The organism is Desulfosporosinus sp. HMP52 (assembly GCF_000765145.1).
Taxonomy (GTDB): Bacteria; Bacillota; Desulfitobacteriia; order Desulfitobacteriales; family Desulfitobacteriaceae; genus Desulfosporosinus.
In genome coordinates, this window is record NZ_JMGA01000018.1 from 252,013 (window position 1) to 267,031 (window position 15,019).

Below are 15,019 nucleotides of genomic sequence, written 5' to 3' on the forward strand. Positions count from 1 at the left end.
TTAGTCACTACAATTTAAAGAAAAGAAAGAATATCTTGGTTAGAAGAGGAACGAGTAGGAGGAGATTGAATGAATTACTCTGCAGCTCACGAGGTAGCCCTAGATAAGTTTCAGTCTTGTTCTTTGGAAGAAATGTCCCGCTGTTCAGGCTATCCAATAAAAGACAATTCATTACTGATAGATTTTTTAGGCCAGCATTTTGAATTAGACTATCCGAGGGGTACTTTTAAGCCGATACAGGTTTCAGACGGAGAACTTCCGATAGCAACTCAAATATTAATTCTGCACTACGTTTCGAATCTTAATGAACCCTTTGAAGTAGGTTCATTTATTTCTTACAAGGAATTACCCGGAGGAGCTATTTATATTAAGCCATTTACCGGAAGGGCTATAGACCCACTGGTTAGAATTTTTGGGTCTGACCCGGAGAGCCTCCTTGCAGTAGCGAAGCACTTAGGAGGGCAAGCCAATAGTTTGGGAGACGTAGGAATTACATATAAGGTATTTCCCCGCGTTCCGATAGCGTTGATCCTTTGGAGAGCAGATGAGGAATTTCCTGCCGCAGGAAACATCCTTTTTGATGCTTCTGCACCAACTGTTTTGCCAACTGAGGATTTTGCAGTCTTAGCCAGTACGGTTGTCTTTGGCTTTAAGCGGATCAAGGCAAGGTTATAAAGGATAATTTCGTGTTTAAAGAGCTTGTATATTAAGGCCCAAGCAAACTTCAATTTGCTTGGGCCTTAATAATATGAGCAAAGATTTTTTGGCTATCTATACCGAAGGAGGCTCCATACCGAATTGAGACCACTCTTCACGGGACGGCCCCATTAGCCCGGGTACTTTAAGTCCTGCCTGACGCATAAGGACAGTCATCTGCCCACGATGATGGATTTGATGATTAATAAGGACACTTAATGTAGTGCCGATGGTCCAGGATTCTCCATACATATCTCGTTTTTCGGAAAGAGTTTGATCATTCCAATGTCTTTTTATTTCAGCAAGGATTGTCTTATTAATGTCTGTGTAGGTTTGAGCAATTGTTTTTGCATCCTTTGGCACGGGGGCATCTTCTTGAATACCATCAAATTCCAAACCGGTCTTTGCGAGCATCTCAGGAATTGTTGTCACAATATGCCAAGCAATGCGACCTAAAGTGCGATCATTAACTGTTATAGATTGTCCAAGGGATTTGTCAGTTAAACAGTCTAATAGTTTTTGGGTAGATTCCGATTCCTTTTCCCAGCTGAGAATAAATGTTGCTAAAGAAGTAAACATATGCATAGTCCTCCTAGAACTTTAAATTAATCTTAATATTACCAGTTAATGATCTGAAAGGTCAATCAAACACAATGCATTATTACCTCCTTTGTAGATCACAATAAAACGGGGAGGAATGTCAAATGCATACATTATGGAAAGGCTCCATTAGTTTTGGCTTAGTTAATGTTCCAGTCAAAATGCATGCTGCCACGGAAGCACGAGATCTTAAGTTTAATTATCTGCATAAAGAGTGTAAGAACCGCATTCGTCAAATCAAAAAATGTCCCGTTTGTGATTTAGAGGTTGGGTCAGAGGATTTAGTTAAGGGATTTGAGTATGAAAAGGATCGATATGTTGTCTTAGACGAGAAGGAGCTTGCTTCTTTAGAAAAACCTATGAGCAGATCCATTGATATTCTTGATTTTATTAATCTTCCGGAGATTGATCCGATATATTATCAAAAATCATATTATCTTTCCCCCGAAGAAACTGCTTTGAAAGCTTATCGGTTACTGTGTCAATCCATGGAGGAGAGTGGAAAAGTCGCCTTAGCGAGGGTAACCTTGCGCTCTAAACAGCATCTAGCTTGTTTGCGTGTATTTGAAAATGGCCTGGTGATGGAAACCATGTATTATCCGCAAGAAATTCGTCACATGGACGTAGTTACGGATCGTGTAGCTCTAACTGAAGCGGAACTAACTATGGCTAGGCAATTAATAGAGAATCTGGCTCGCCCCTTTGACCCCGACAAATATCATGATGAATTACATGAGCAAATGGTTGGCTTAATAGAAAGCAAGGTCACTGGAGAAACATATCAAGTAGAAACCCCAAGCAAAGGTGGAAAAGTTGTCGATTTAATGGAAGCTCTCAAAGCTAGCATTGTTTTGACCGGAAACGAAAAAAGCCAATCACAGCCAATAAAACCCAATGAAACAATAAGTTTAATTAATTCAGTTAACGATGGTGATGGCCTTGAGGAAAGAAATGCAGACAATTCACAAGATAAAATTATCAACAAACCCAAATCCACATTGACACCTCGAAAAAGAACTTCCCGACGAGCAAAGGAAGCATAGGGAAGGGTTCAATTAATAGGATTGCCGTTTCACCCTATGACAGTAGATTCCATGCATAAACGTTGAAAAATTGAGGATTTAGATAAGTTATGACTAAAACCAACGATTTCCCCTACATCTTACGGTATTATGCATAAAATCTGAAAATGCAACAATATTCTGCGCAGGAGAAGTAGCCTATTGTCCCGAAGAGGAGGCTAAGGGGGGCGCGGGTATGGGAATAGAACGAGAAAAAATAGTTAGGGCGGCATTTCGGACAGTTAAGGGCCTGGGAAGCCAGCACTTACGTCAGCTTATTGCCTGCTTTGGCAGTGCAGTCAAAGCTTGGGAAGCTTCTACGCAGGAATATCTGCATATATTTAATCAGGAAACGTGGATTAAGGAATTACTAAAAGCCAGACTATCAATTGACCCTCAAAAGGTAGGGGATGCGCTAATAAGACAAGGAATTAAGATAATAACACCAGATGAGAAAGAATACCCTTCTTTGTTAGCTGAGTTATCGGATGCGCCTCCTCTATTATATTATCGTGGGCAATTAAAAGGGGATGGGGATGGGCTGGCCATTGTAGGATCTCGAAAGGCGACTCCTTATGGAAAAGCAGTTGCCAAGATGCTTGCCCGGGATGCTGCTGCCAAAGGAATCATTGTTATCAGCGGCCTGGCAAGAGGGATTGATACTGCTGCTCACCAAGGGAGTCTGCAAGCAGATGGAATAACCTGGGCCTTCCTCGGTTGTGGCCTTGACAAAATATATCCTCAAGAAAACAAAGGACTTGCTGAAGAAATACTGAAAAATGGAGCCTTAATCAGTGAATTTGTACCGGGCTCTCCACCTAATGCTGTACATTTCCCCGCCCGTAATCGCTTGATCAGCGGTTCTTCCAGAGGAGTTGTGGTTGTAGAGGCAGCTGAAAGAAGCGGTGCCCTAATAACAGTTGATTTTGCCCTAGAACAAGGGCGAGAAGTATTTGCGGTTCCGGGACCGATTTTTAGCGAGGTAAGTCGGGGGTCTCATCATTTGCTTCGCCAAGGGGCAAAAATTGTTGAAGGTATTGATGACATTTGCAACGAACTGCCTGCATGGTCAAACCATGTGGGATATAGTTCGTTGCTTAGAGGGCTTTCAGACGCCAGTAAAGAGGGCTCTGGTCTTGCAAAAGAGGAATTAGACCATGAGTCTCTTTTAAGTCAATTAAGTGATGTACCAATACATATTGACCAACTTACAATGAATTCCAGCCTCACGGTATCGGCAATCTCTTTGGCCCTATTAGAACTTCAATTAGGGGGAAAAGTGACTCAATTACCGGGACAACATTATGTATTAGCTCGAGAACGCTAGACATACTACGAAAAAGGCGTTAAGATAGGGCTTAGTTTTATCATTTTTATTCTTAAGTACTGAGAATAAACTATTCTGGATATAAGTGTAGTATAAGAAAGCAATTAGGTTATTACTGTTTTCTGAAAGAAAACATTCAAGTTCGATTCTCGGTGTATCGGGCTTCGAACCTCCAAAGAGTTTTCTTTATGTTATAGAGGTGAAATAATGTCAAAAACGCTTGTAATAGTAGAGTCTCCAGCTAAGGCAAAGTCCATCAGCAAATTTCTAGGAAGCAGGTATACCGTTAAAGCTTCAATGGGACATTTACGAGACTTGCCAAAAAGTCAATTAGGTGTGGATTTAGAAAATGATTTTGAACCGAAATACATTGCCATTCGTGGACGAGGAGATCTGATTAAGGAATTACGGGCCGCTGCTAAAGGAGCGGACAAGGTTTTCTTAGCTTCTGACCCGGATCGAGAAGGAGAAGCAATAGCTTGGCATTTATCCCATTTGTTGGGTCTTAACAAAGAGGATAAAAATCGGATCGAATTCCACGAAATTACTAAACAAGCTATTCAATCTGCGATCAAACATTCCCGTCAGATTGACCAGGATCGAGTGGATGCTCAACAAGCGCGCAGGGTGTTAGACCGTTTGGTGGGTTATCAACTAAGTCCATTACTCTGGCGGAAGATTAAGAAAGGACTAAGTGCCGGACGGGTTCAATCTGTCGCAGTCCGTTTAATTGATGACCGAGAAGAAGAAATACAAGCATTTGTATCGGAAGAGTATTGGAGTTTAAATGCGAACCTTCAATCTGCCGGGGGGAAATTTTTTGCTAAACTTATGAAGAAATCCGGCAAGAAAATATCTATTTCCAGCCGAACAGAAATGGACACTGTTTTAGCGGATTTAGCTGGAAAAGTGTTTGAAGTTTCTGATGTGCGTACTAAAGAGAAAAAAAGACTTCCTGCGCCACCCTTTACTACAAGTAGTTTACAGCAGGAAGCTCATCGGAAATTAGGGTTTTCACCAAAGCGCACCATGATGTTAGCTCAACAGTTGTATGAGGGTCTTGATCTCGGCAAAGAAGGTACTGTCGGTTTAATTACATACATGCGTACAGACTCGGTTAAAATTGCAGAAGTGGCTCAGGAGGAGGCTAAGGAATGGGTTCTGGCTAACTACGGTAATGAGTATTATCCGCCGGAACCCCGTCAGTTTGCTAATAAAGGGAGGTCTCAAGAAGCCCATGAAGCAATCAGACCGACTCTCCCTTTGCGAACTCCTGATTTTTTAAAGGGGATTTTGTCTCGTGATCAACTGAGATTATATCGTTTAATCTGGGAGCGCTTTATGGCTAGCCAGATGAGTGTAGCCATTATTGATACCTTGACAGTAGAATCTCAAGTGGAGGATTACTTATTTAGGGCAAATGCCTCCAGCGTTCGATTCCCAGGTTTTTTGGCGATCTATGAAGAAGGCAATGATGATGCTGAATCGACTGAGGACGAACAAAGCTCTTTGACCCTTTCAGTTACTCCAGGAGAAAAACTGCAGGTCATTAAACTCCAAGAGAAACAGCATTTTACCGAACCACCGCCACGATACACGGAGGCATCTCTTGTTCGAAAGATGGAGGAAGAGGGGATCGGAAGACCAAGTACCTATGCCCCAACTATTGAGACCATTCAAACAAGGGGTTATGTTCTTAAAGAGGAAAAACAGTTGCTGCTTACCGAACTTGGTGATATTGTCATAACTTTGCTTAAAGAGCATTTTCCAGACATCCTGAATTTGGAGTTTACAGCGAATTTAGAAGAGCGTCTGGATCTTATCGAAGAAGGCAAAGCCCCTTGGAAGGCAGTAGTTCAAGACTATTATGATCCCTTTTCAGTGGCCTTGGCAGAAGCTGAAGAGAAGATTGGTAAGGTAAAGATAGAGGATCAGGTTTCAGAGGAAATCTGTGAAAGCTGTGGCCGCAATATGGTCATAAAAATGGGGCGGTATGGTAAATTCTTAGCTTGCCCAGGCTTTCCTGACTGTCGAAATACTAAACCTCTGTTTGAAGAGGTGGGGGCCAACTGTCCCACCTGTTCCAAACCTCTTGTGGTTCGCCGTTCCAAGAAGGGACGTAAATTTTACGGGTGCCTCGGTTATCCGGAATGTGACTTTGTTTCTTGGGAAATGCCGGCTCCTGACCCTTGCCCAGAGTGTCAGCAACTGATGGTTATCAAATCAACAAAACGACAAAAGAAGCACGTTTGTACAAATCCGGAATGTCGACACACAAAAGTAATTGAGGAAAGTGAATCTAATTAAACTTTAGGAGCGAATAAATTACATGCAAAAGTCAATAACTGTTATTGGAGCAGGTCTAGCAGGATCTGAGGCTGCTTGGCAACTCGCCGAGCGCGGTGTTCAGGTCGAGTTATTTGAAATGCGTCCGACTAAAATGCCACCTGCTCATCAAACAGATGGATTTGCTGAGCTTGTTTGCAGCAATTCACTAAGAGGAGCTGCTATTGAGAATGCCGTTGGTTTATTGAAAGAAGAAATGCGCCGCTTAGGATCCTTGATCATGAGTGCGGCAGATCATAATGCGGTTCCCGCTGGCGGCGCCTTAGCTGTCGATCGGGAACTGTTTTCAAGTGAAGTTACAAAAAGATTAGAACAACATCCCAATGTAAGTATTCATCGTAGAGAAGTGCATAAGCTACCGTTAACAGGAATTACAATAGTCGCTAGCGGTCCATTAACCTCAAATGATTTAGCAGAGGATATATTAAGGACAACCGGTGAGGATGCATTATCCTTCTATGATGCGGCTGCTCCAATAGTTACCTTGGAATCTATTGATCTAGAGAAAGCTTTTTGGGCTTCCCGGTATGATAAAGGAGAAGCAGATTACTTGAATTGTCCAATGAGTAAGGAGGAGTATGAGTCTTTTTATCAGGCCTTAGTTGAGGCAGAGATGTCGGAAGTTAAGGGTTTTGAACAAGGCAAAGTTTTTGAAGGTTGTCTGCCTATTGAAGTGATGGCCAAGCGTGGACCACAGACACTAACATTTGGCCCCTTAAAGCCAGTGGGTTTAGTAGACAAGAGAACCGGCAAAAGATCCTATGCTGTAGTTCAACTTCGTAAAGAAAATCAGGCAGGAACTTTATTTAATTTGGTAGGGTTTCAAACTCATTTAAAATGGGGAGAACAAAAGCGAGTATTTGCTTTAATTCCAGGCTTAGAAAAGGCCGAGTTTGTACGTTATGGAGTAATGCACCGTAATACATTCTTGAATGCTCCGAAAGTTCTAAAGGCTGACTTTAGCTTACGTCTTAACCCCGAGCTCTTCTTTGCCGGTCAAATGACAGGAGTCGAAGGATATGTGGAATCTGCAGCCAGTGGGCTGCTGGCAGGACTGAATGTGTGGAGGAGGCTAAATGGGATGGAGACCTTGGTATTCCCTCCTGAAACGGCTATAGGGGGATTAGCACGTCATTTGGAAGGATCCCCGAGTCAAAGTTTTCAACCGATGAACATAAATTTCGGCTTACTCCCGCCTTTGCCGCAGCGGATAAGAGATAAACGGGAAAAGAATACCAAGATTGCCGAACGGGCCTTGGCTGCCATAGAGGAATTTTGCCTTAGAGAGGATATAGGGAGGTAGAAATGCTTATCGATCAAGCGTTAAGTTTGTTTATAGGCTATCAAAACTCTCAAAATCGTTCAGAGCATACGATTGTTGCTTATCAAACGGATTTGAACCAGTTTTTTAGTTTTGCGGCGTCTGACCTGGGACAAGAGCCTGAAGCACTCACCGTGGATCAGATCGATATTTATACTGTTCGTAGTTTTCTTGGTATCCTATCCGAACATGGCATAGCAAGAAAGAGTATGGCTCGAAAACTGGCGGCTCTGCGCTCATTCTTTAAATTTTTATGCTACAAGGGCATTCTAGAAGATAATCCGGTACGGCGGGTAGCAAGTCCGAAGCTTGGGCGAAAACTCCCGCATTTCCTATATACAGATCAGATTGGAGGTTTGCTTGAGGCTCCGGATGATTCTGATCTTTTAGGCTGTCGTGATAAAGTAATTCTAGAGCTTCTTTACGGTTCGGGGCTTAGGGTGAGTGAGTTGATTAGCCTGGATCGAGACAGTTTGGATTTAGACAGCGGCTTGATACGAGTGCTTGGCAAGGGGAATAAAGAGCGGGTGGTGCCGGTTACAAACTACGCTATTCAAGCTATAAAAACCTATCTGGAGATGCGGGCAAATCATAATAAAGCGCTGTTGCTGAATTACAAAGGAACGCGGCTCTCGGAGAGATCGGTTCGTAGGATCTTAGATAAATTGGTTGCTAAGATTAGCCTTGAACAGCATGTCCACCCTCATATGTTGCGTCATTCTTTTGCTACGCATTTGTTGGATGGAGGAGCGGATTTAAGAAGTGTCCAGGAGCTATTAGGGCATAAGAAGCTTTCTTCCACTCAAATATATACTCATCTAACTCGGGAACGACTTAAAGAGGTTTTTAGTCAAGCTCATCCTCGAGCAAAACTCTCTATAAACAACGAGAAATGATAAGTTTTCTCAAAAAAATGTAAATTACCTACAATTCAACTTGACATGCTGAAATTGCCCTAGTAAACTTGATTTAAGGGGGGTTGATTATGTTTCATGCAACAACTATTGTCGCTGTGAAGAAAGGGGAACAAGTAGCTATAGCGGGTGACGGTCAAGTAACTATGGGGCAAGCGACCATTATGAAACATACGGCCCGCAAAGTTCGTCGCTTATTTCATGGGAAAGTCATTGCAGGGTTTGCCGGATCCGTTGCGGATGCATTTACTCTTTTTGATAAATTTGAGCAAAAACTCGAAGAGTATCATGGAAACCTTCAGCGTTCAGCTGTAGAGTTAGCGAAGGAATGGCGAATGGATAAAATGCTGAGGAATCTTGAAGCCTTATTACTTGTTGCCGATACCCAAAATCTTTTAATTGTATCCGGTTCAGGTGAAGTGATTGAACCAGATGATGGAATCGCAGCTATTGGGTCAGGTGGAAACTATGCGCTGGCAGCGGCGCGTGCCTTAGCTAAACATTCGGATCTACCCACATCTGTTATTGTAAAAGAAGCAATGCTAGTAGCTGCGTCTATATGTGTGTATACCAATGATCAAATAATCGTCGAAGAGTTATAGGGGGTGTGACTATGGAACACTTGACTCCGCGTCAAATTGTTTTAGAATTGGATCAGTATATTATCGGACAGAATGCAGCAAAACGAGCTGTTGCCGTTGCTTTACGGAATCGTTACCGACGCTCTTGTTTGCCGGAAGATTTGCAAGAAGAAGTTATACCCAAAAACATTTTGATGATTGGCCCTACAGGTGTTGGTAAAACAGAGATTGCCAGACGGTTAGCTAAGCTCGTCAGAGCCCCCTTTATAAAGATTGAAGCAACAAAATTTACCGAAGTAGGTTATGTAGGCAGGGATGTTGAATCAATCATCAGAGATTTAGTTGAAATATCCTTACGCATGGTTAAGGTCGAGCGAATGGAACAGGTGCAGGCTCAGGCGGCGGTTAATGCCGAAAAACGCTTGCTCGAGTTACTGGTTCCGGAAAAGCGGGCCGAGAGTACATCGAGCAACCCCTTTCAAATGTTATTTGGCCAGGCATCAAACCAGGAAAAGGAACCGCAAGTGACTCCGGAAATTGAAAAAGAACGTAAGCTTGTTAAAGAGCACTTACTGCGTGGGGAGCTTGAAGAGAAGGTAATTGATATTACAGTTGAGGAAAGTACCCCTCTTGCGGATATGCTTGGTGGTAACAATAATATGATGGAGATGGGGCTTAATATCCAGGACATGATGTCCGGTATGCTCCCCAAGCGTCATAAAAAAAGAAAAGTTAACGTTCGCGAAGCGCGGAAGATTCTTATTCAGGAAGAAGCCCAAAATTTAATTGATCAAGATGAAGCTGTGCAGGAAGCAATTCGTAGAACTGAACAAGAAGGAATTGTCTTCTTAGATGAGATCGATAAAATTGCCGGACGCGAAGGTACAAGTGGAGCGGATGTTTCTAGAGGCGGAGTTCAACGTGACATTCTTCCAATCGTTGAAGGTTCGACAGTTGTCTCAAAATATGGCCCGGTTAAGACCGACCACATCTTGTTTATTGCTGCAGGAGCGTTTCACGTAAGTAAGCCTTCAGATTTAATTCCTGAGCTTCAAGGGAGATTCCCGATCCGGGTGGAACTTGAATCCTTAAGTGTTGCGGATTTCAAACGAATTCTTACAGAGCCTCAATCATCACTGATCAAACAATACAGTGCATTATTGGGAACTGAAGGGATAAACGTCGATTTTACAGAGAATGCTATTGATGAATTAGCAGAAGTTGCCTACAAAGTTAATTCAACCACAGAAAATATTGGAGCACGACGACTCCATACGATTGTAGAAAAGGTTCTGGAAGAGTTATCTTTTGAAGCCTCTGAACTCCCTGAAGATTATACAGTAACTATCAACAAGGAGTATGTTGAACATCGCTTAGGCGATGTCGTCAAAAACCAAGATCTGGCGCGTTATATTTTGTAAAATTCGACTAAACTATGACCTTAAAAGATAAAGGGGGATATTTAACATGGTGACTTTATTAGAAAAAACAAGAACTATTAATAAATTAATTCAAAGGGCTGCTGGTAATCCAGTAGATTTTGAGGAAATGGCCAAAGTATTAAGGCAGGCTGTAACGGCCAACTGTTACATTGTAGGACGACGTGGAAAAATCCTTGGTTACAGCTTTATGGATGGTTTTGCTTGCGGAATCATGGAAGACATTGTTGTTCATAGCGAGCGGTTTCCGGAAAGCTACAATGAAGGTTTAATGAAGATTACCGGAACAACGACAAATACTACTCAAGTTGCTAATGGCTGTATTTTTAATAGCACCGAATCCTGTGGATTTACCAATAAATTGACCACAACTGTACCGATTTTAGGTGGCGGAGAGCGTGTAGGGACACTAGTACTTGCTAAATATGATGTGGAGTTTAATGAAGATGATTTAGTGCTTGCTGAATATGGAGCAACTGTCGTTGGTATGGAGATTTTACGTGTGAAGGCAGAACGTGCTGAAGAAGAGGCGCGTAAAAAAGCTGCTGTGCAAATCGCAGTAGGAACCTTGTCGTATTCTGAACTAGAAGCAGTTGAGCATATCTTTGCCGAATTAGGAGGCGGAGAAGGTCTTTTGGTCGCCAGCAAAATTGCTGATCGTGTAGGAATCACTCGTTCCGTAATTGTTAACGCTCTGAGAAAATTTGAATCTGCCGGAGTCATCGAGTCAAAATCTTTAGGGATGAAAGGAACTTATATTCGCGTTCTTAACGATTACTTACTTGATGAATTGGAAAAACACACTAAGCACATGAAGTAAAGTTCCACAGCAATCTACACCAGCCAGTATTCTTTAGGAGGTGTTACGATGGAAGAACATGATGAGGAACAACATGATTATGTTTACCAACTGAAGCCCCTTATTGTACCGGGCCTTGTGTTTCTTATTCTGTATCCCTTGATTATTGGGGGTATACACACTTTTAGTAAGTTGCCTCCTTTAGAGCTTCGAGTGCTGATTGGAATCTATGCTGTTGCAGTACTCGGTATTATAACCTTGTGGGTATTTGGAAAGAGCAAACATGTTATTATTGATAAGGGGCAAATTATCTTTCAATCCTTACTTGGAGAACGTGTTTTGGAGCCACAAGATATTAGACGAGTTGCCTTTTATTTTGATGATAAAGGTCAAGAGATCGCTCAGATACGGACAGGCCAGGACTTATATTATGTGAGCGAATTCTATTTCCCCTTTCCTGAACTTATGAGTGATTTGGAGATCTTTATCCAGAAATATGATATCCGGTCAAATCTTTCCAGGCATGCTGCCTGCTAACTTAGACAACACCAAAACATTAATGGATATCGTTGCAATGAAAAAGGGAATATGTTAAGCTAGTAACAGTGTGATTTAATGACACACGCAGTGGGATGAAAGTATCAGTTCCTTGTCGGGAGGCAAGGGGTACTTTGAGATGAACCTGCGGTGGACAAAACAAAAAGAGAGTAGGTATTTAAAATGGCTGTAATTTCAATGAAACAATTACTGGAAGCGGGTGTTCACTTTGGACACCAAACTCGTCGCTGGAATCCGAAGATGGCACGTTATATTTTTACTGAGCGTAATGGAATTTACATTATTGACCTGCAAAAGACCGTTAAAAAAGTAGATGAGGCTTATAACTTTGTACGGAATCTTGCCACTGAAGGCGGTACCATGCTGTTTGTAGGTACCAAGAAACAAGCACAAGAATCAGTTAAAGAAGAAGCTGCACGTTGTGGCATGTACTTTGTTAATGAGCGGTGGCTCGGTGGAATGTTGACTAACTTCCAAACTATTCAAAAACGTGTAGATCGTTTGCGTGTTTTAGAGCGTATGGAGGCTGAAGGCGTTTTTGAAGTGCTTACGAAAAAGGAAGTTTCAGCACTGCGTCACGAGATGGAAAAATTGGAGCGCTTCTTGGGTGGTATCAAAAACATGAAGAAACTCCCGGATGCTCTGTTTATTGTAGATCCTCGTAAAGAGCGTATTGCTGTTGCAGAAGCACGCCGTTTGAATATTCCTATCGTAGCAATTGTTGATACTAACTGTGACCCAGATGAAATTGATGTTGTTATTCCTGCAAATGATGATGCTATTCGCGCAGTCAAGCTGTTAACAGCTAAAATGGCTGATGCTATCATTGAAGGACAACAAGGCAATGAAGAGGAAGCTGAAGAAGCCGGAGAAGCTGCTGAAGCATAAGTCAAGTATTATTGAAATGCGAGGTTCGAAGTTCGAAGTTCGAACCTCGCATGTTTGATATTACTTACAACTTATTCGATATAACATTTACTTAAAGCGTTTGGCTTTGTAGAAAACACATATAATATAGTTGGCGTTAAACATCGAGTGTTGAGATAAAATCGATGATCGTCCCTCGCGTTTTGCGCCTCGAAAATAGGAGGTTAAAACAATGGCAGAAGTAACTGCAGCTCTAGTTAAAGAACTCAGAGAACGTACTGGTGCAGGCATGATGGATTGTAAAAAGGCACTGACAGAATGTGGTTGTGAATTGGAAAGGGCTTGTGACTATCTCCGTGAAAAAGGACTTGCTGCAGCAGCGAAGAAGGGTGCACGTGTTGCGGCAGAAGGATTAATTGAAGCTTATATTCATGGTGGCGGACGGATCGGTGTACTTTTAGAAGTGAACTGTGAGACTGATTTTGTGGCTCGCGGAGACGAATTTAAGACATTGGTTCGCGATATTGGCATGCACATTGCGGCTGCAAATCCACAATACTTAAACAAAGAAGAAGTTCCGGCAGACGTGCTCCAACATGAAAGAGATATTTTGAAGGCTCAAGCTCTTAATGAAGGTAAACCGGAAAAAATCATTGAAAAAATGGTAGAAGGTCGAATTGAAAAGTTCTATAAAGAAGTATGTTTATTAGAACAAGCTTTTGTCAAAGATCCAGATAAGAGCATTAAAGATCTAGTTCTAGATAAGACAGCTAAGATCGGTGAACGTATTGTCATTCGTCGCTTCACTCGTTATGAGTTGGGTGCAGGTATCGAAAAACGGCAAGATGACTTCGCAGCTGAGGTAATGAAAGAGTTAAATCGATAATTGACATAATTAGCAATCTAGAGAACACCCTGGTGTTCTCTTTTTGAAATATTCTAAAATGAAAATAAAGATAGAAATAGAATAATGGGGGTTAATCCATGGAAAAACCACGGTATAAACGAGTTGTCCTTAAGATAAGCGGGGAAGCGCTGGCAGGGAATCAAGGATTTGGCCTTCAACATGATATGCTGGTTTCCGTAGCGGAGCAAGTCGCTGAAATCCGAGACATGGGGGTTGAAGTCAGCCTGGTTGTTGGCGGGGGAAACTTATGGCGTGGTATTACAGGTAGCGCACAAGGAATGGATCGCTCTCAAGCTGATTACATGGGTATGCTGGCAACAGTGATGAATGCCTTGGCTTTACAGGACGCTCTGGAAAAAGCAGGATCAGATACCCGGGTTCTATCCGCTATTGAAATGCGACAGGTGGCTGAACCATATATTCGCCGGCGAGCCATACGACATCTGGAAAAAGGGCGGATTGTGATTTTTGCAGCCGGAACCGGTAACCCTTACTTCTCAACGGATACTACGGCAGCATTAAGAGCAGCGGAAATTGAGGCTGAAGTGATTTTAATGGCTAAACGGGTTGATGGAGTATATGATTCTGATCCAATGAAAAATCCAGATGCTCAAAGATTTGAGAAATTGAGCTATTTAGATGTACTCAGTAGAGGTCTTGGGGTAATGGATTCCACGGCTACATCACTATGCATGGATAATAATATACCGGTTATTGTTTTTGACCTTACCAAACAAGGTAATATTCGTCGAGTTCTTATGGGTGAATCGATCGGAACATATGTTGGGAGGGATAGTTAATGATTTCTGAGGTTATTAAAGACGCTAACGAGCGAATGCACAAAGGGGTTGATGCATTGCGCAGGGAATACACCACAATACGAGCAGGCCGGGCTAACCCGAGTGTCTTGGATAAGGTAATGGTCGAATATTATGGCGCTCCTACTCCGATTAATCAACTTGCCAATATTTCTACTCCCGAAGCCAGAATGTTGCTGATTCAGCCTTGGGACAGAACGGTTTTACCGGCAATTGAAAAGGGAATTATGAAATCGGATTTGGGCCTTAATCCCTCCAGTGATGGAAATGTTATACGTCTAATGATACCTCAACTGACTGCCGAGAGAAGAACGGAATTGGTAAAGACCGTTAAGAAGAAGGCAGAAGAAGCCCGGGTTGCCGTACGTAATGTACGTCGGGATGTTAATGATCAGTTGAAAAAGTTAGAGAAGGATCATGAAGCTTCTGAAGATGAAGTTAAACGTGCTCAAGAAGAGGTACAGAAGATTACTGATAAAATTATTAAAGAGATAGACCGCGTCATGGAAACAAAAGAAAGTGAAATCGTAGAAGTATGAGTGAGTCTTGGCTCGGTCGAGATTGGAATGAGGTCAAACCCGAAATTGAGAGGTTAGCGAAACCTTACGCTTTCCAAATCACACGTCCTCATGGTAATATAGAATCGTGGGGAAACTACCGAGTTGTTCGAATCAGAGAGTTTTGTGACCATCTGGATTTCGTATTAGCACATGAGAATTTCTCGATTAGACAGACATTGACCCCCTAAGATTAAGGGGGTCAATGTCGTAATTCGAGGTTCGTAG

15 protein-coding genes are annotated in these 15,019 nt (G+C 42.3%); 14 read left to right on the forward strand and 1 reads right to left on the reverse strand.

Annotated features, from left to right (window positions below):
* Positions 1-69: 69 nt before the first annotated feature.
* Positions 70-675 (forward strand): DUF3786 domain-containing protein, encoded by a 606-nt coding sequence (locus DP73_RS07865; RefSeq protein ID WP_034598647.1) that lies wholly within the window; start codon positions 70-72, stop codon positions 673-675.
* A gap of 96 nt (positions 676-771) precedes the next feature.
* On the opposite strand, the gene DP73_RS07870 is transcribed toward DP73_RS07865, so the two are convergent.
* Positions 772-1,275: a DinB family protein gene (locus DP73_RS07870; RefSeq protein ID WP_034598649.1), complete on the reverse strand. Its 504-nt coding sequence runs from the start codon at positions 1,273-1,275 to the stop codon at positions 772-774.
* Positions 1,276-1,400: 125 nt separating this feature from the next.
* On the opposite strand from DP73_RS07870, the gene DP73_RS07875 reads away from it, so the two are divergent.
* From DP73_RS07875 to frr, 13 genes are all read left to right on the forward strand, one after another.
* Positions 1,401-2,339, forward strand: a complete 939-nt coding sequence (locus DP73_RS07875) for a Ku protein (protein WP_034598650.1) — start codon at positions 1,401-1,403, stop codon at positions 2,337-2,339.
* Positions 2,340-2,553: 214 nt separating this feature from the next.
* The gene (gene dprA, locus DP73_RS07880; protein ID WP_034598652.1) at positions 2,554-3,684 is read left to right on the forward strand and encodes a DNA-processing protein DprA; all 1,131 of its coding nucleotides are present in this window, start codon (positions 2,554-2,556) and stop codon (positions 3,682-3,684) included.
* A 207-nt stretch (positions 3,685-3,891) separates the two neighbouring features.
* The gene (topA, locus tag DP73_RS07885) at positions 3,892-5,991 is read left to right on the forward strand and encodes a type I DNA topoisomerase (RefSeq protein ID WP_034598654.1); all 2,100 of its coding nucleotides are present in this window, start codon (positions 3,892-3,894) and stop codon (positions 5,989-5,991) included.
* A gap of 22 nt (positions 5,992-6,013) precedes the next feature.
* Positions 6,014-7,333 carry a methylenetetrahydrofolate--tRNA-(uracil(54)-C(5))-methyltransferase (FADH(2)-oxidizing) TrmFO gene (trmFO, locus tag DP73_RS07890; protein WP_034598655.1) on the forward strand — a complete coding sequence of 440 codons (1,320 nt, stop codon included), beginning with the start codon at positions 6,014-6,016 and terminating at the stop codon, positions 7,331-7,333.
* 2 nt (positions 7,334-7,335) lie between these two features.
* The gene (xerC, locus tag DP73_RS07895; RefSeq protein WP_034598656.1) at positions 7,336-8,247 is read left to right on the forward strand and encodes a tyrosine recombinase XerC; all 912 of its coding nucleotides are present in this window, start codon (positions 7,336-7,338) and stop codon (positions 8,245-8,247) included.
* Positions 8,248-8,336: 89 nt separating this feature from the next.
* Positions 8,337-8,867, forward strand: a complete 531-nt coding sequence (hslV, locus tag DP73_RS07900) for an ATP-dependent protease subunit HslV (RefSeq protein WP_034598657.1) — start codon at positions 8,337-8,339, stop codon at positions 8,865-8,867.
* Between the two features lie 11 nt (positions 8,868-8,878).
* Positions 8,879-10,267 carry an ATP-dependent protease ATPase subunit HslU gene (hslU, locus tag DP73_RS07905; RefSeq protein ID WP_034598659.1) on the forward strand — a complete coding sequence of 463 codons (1,389 nt, stop codon included), beginning with the start codon at positions 8,879-8,881 and terminating at the stop codon, positions 10,265-10,267.
* A 46-nt stretch (positions 10,268-10,313) separates the two neighbouring features.
* Positions 10,314-11,105, forward strand: a complete 792-nt coding sequence (gene codY, locus DP73_RS07910; protein ID WP_034598660.1) for a GTP-sensing pleiotropic transcriptional regulator CodY — start codon at positions 10,314-10,316, stop codon at positions 11,103-11,105.
* A 48-nt stretch (positions 11,106-11,153) separates the two neighbouring features.
* The gene (locus DP73_RS07915; RefSeq protein ID WP_034598661.1) at positions 11,154-11,621 is read left to right on the forward strand and encodes a hypothetical protein; all 468 of its coding nucleotides are present in this window, start codon (positions 11,154-11,156) and stop codon (positions 11,619-11,621) included.
* Between the two features lie 183 nt (positions 11,622-11,804).
* Positions 11,805-12,530, forward strand: a complete 726-nt coding sequence (gene rpsB / locus DP73_RS07920) for a 30S ribosomal protein S2 (protein WP_014904437.1) — start codon at positions 11,805-11,807, stop codon at positions 12,528-12,530.
* 211 nt (positions 12,531-12,741) lie between these two features.
* Positions 12,742-13,395 (forward strand): translation elongation factor Ts, encoded by a 654-nt coding sequence (tsf, locus tag DP73_RS07925; protein WP_034598663.1) that lies wholly within the window; start codon positions 12,742-12,744, stop codon positions 13,393-13,395.
* A 98-nt stretch (positions 13,396-13,493) separates the two neighbouring features.
* Entirely contained in the window at positions 13,494-14,216 is a 723-nt protein-coding gene (pyrH, locus tag DP73_RS07930; protein ID WP_034598664.1) for a UMP kinase, read from the forward strand.
* Positions 14,216-14,773, forward strand: coding sequence for a ribosome recycling factor (frr, locus tag DP73_RS07935; protein WP_034598665.1), 558 nt, complete (start codon positions 14,216-14,218; stop codon positions 14,771-14,773). The genes pyrH and frr overlap by 1 nt, the downstream gene beginning before the upstream one ends.
* The last annotated feature ends 246 nt before the right edge of the window (positions 14,774-15,019 follow it).

What these genes read in the sequence shown, in the direction of transcription:
- DP73_RS07865 (WP_034598647.1), top strand. Translation starts at nt 70, where the DNA reads ATGAATTACTCTGCAGCTCACGAGGTAGCCCTAGATAAGTTTCAGTCT.
- DP73_RS07870 (WP_034598649.1), bottom strand. Translation starts at nt 1,275, where the DNA reads ATGTTTACTTCTTTAGCAACATTTATTCTCAGCTGGGAAAAGGAATCG.
- DP73_RS07875 (WP_034598650.1), top strand. Translation starts at nt 1,401, where the DNA reads ATGCATACATTATGGAAAGGCTCCATTAGTTTTGGCTTAGTTAATGTT.
- dprA (WP_034598652.1), top strand. Translation starts at nt 2,554, where the DNA reads ATGGGAATAGAACGAGAAAAAATAGTTAGGGCGGCATTTCGGACAGTT.
- topA (WP_034598654.1), top strand. Translation starts at nt 3,892, where the DNA reads ATGTCAAAAACGCTTGTAATAGTAGAGTCTCCAGCTAAGGCAAAGTCC.
- trmFO (WP_034598655.1), top strand. Translation starts at nt 6,014, where the DNA reads ATGCAAAAGTCAATAACTGTTATTGGAGCAGGTCTAGCAGGATCTGAG.
- xerC (WP_034598656.1), top strand. Translation starts at nt 7,336, where the DNA reads ATGCTTATCGATCAAGCGTTAAGTTTGTTTATAGGCTATCAAAACTCT.
- hslV (WP_034598657.1), top strand. Translation starts at nt 8,337, where the DNA reads ATGTTTCATGCAACAACTATTGTCGCTGTGAAGAAAGGGGAACAAGTA.
- hslU (WP_034598659.1), top strand. Translation starts at nt 8,879, where the DNA reads ATGGAACACTTGACTCCGCGTCAAATTGTTTTAGAATTGGATCAGTAT.
- codY (WP_034598660.1), top strand. Translation starts at nt 10,314, where the DNA reads ATGGTGACTTTATTAGAAAAAACAAGAACTATTAATAAATTAATTCAA.
- DP73_RS07915 (WP_034598661.1), top strand. Translation starts at nt 11,154, where the DNA reads ATGGAAGAACATGATGAGGAACAACATGATTATGTTTACCAACTGAAG.
- rpsB (WP_014904437.1), top strand. Translation starts at nt 11,805, where the DNA reads ATGGCTGTAATTTCAATGAAACAATTACTGGAAGCGGGTGTTCACTTT.
- tsf (WP_034598663.1), top strand. Translation starts at nt 12,742, where the DNA reads ATGGCAGAAGTAACTGCAGCTCTAGTTAAAGAACTCAGAGAACGTACT.
- pyrH (WP_034598664.1), top strand. Translation starts at nt 13,494, where the DNA reads ATGGAAAAACCACGGTATAAACGAGTTGTCCTTAAGATAAGCGGGGAA.
- frr (WP_034598665.1), top strand. Translation starts at nt 14,216, where the DNA reads ATGATTTCTGAGGTTATTAAAGACGCTAACGAGCGAATGCACAAAGGG.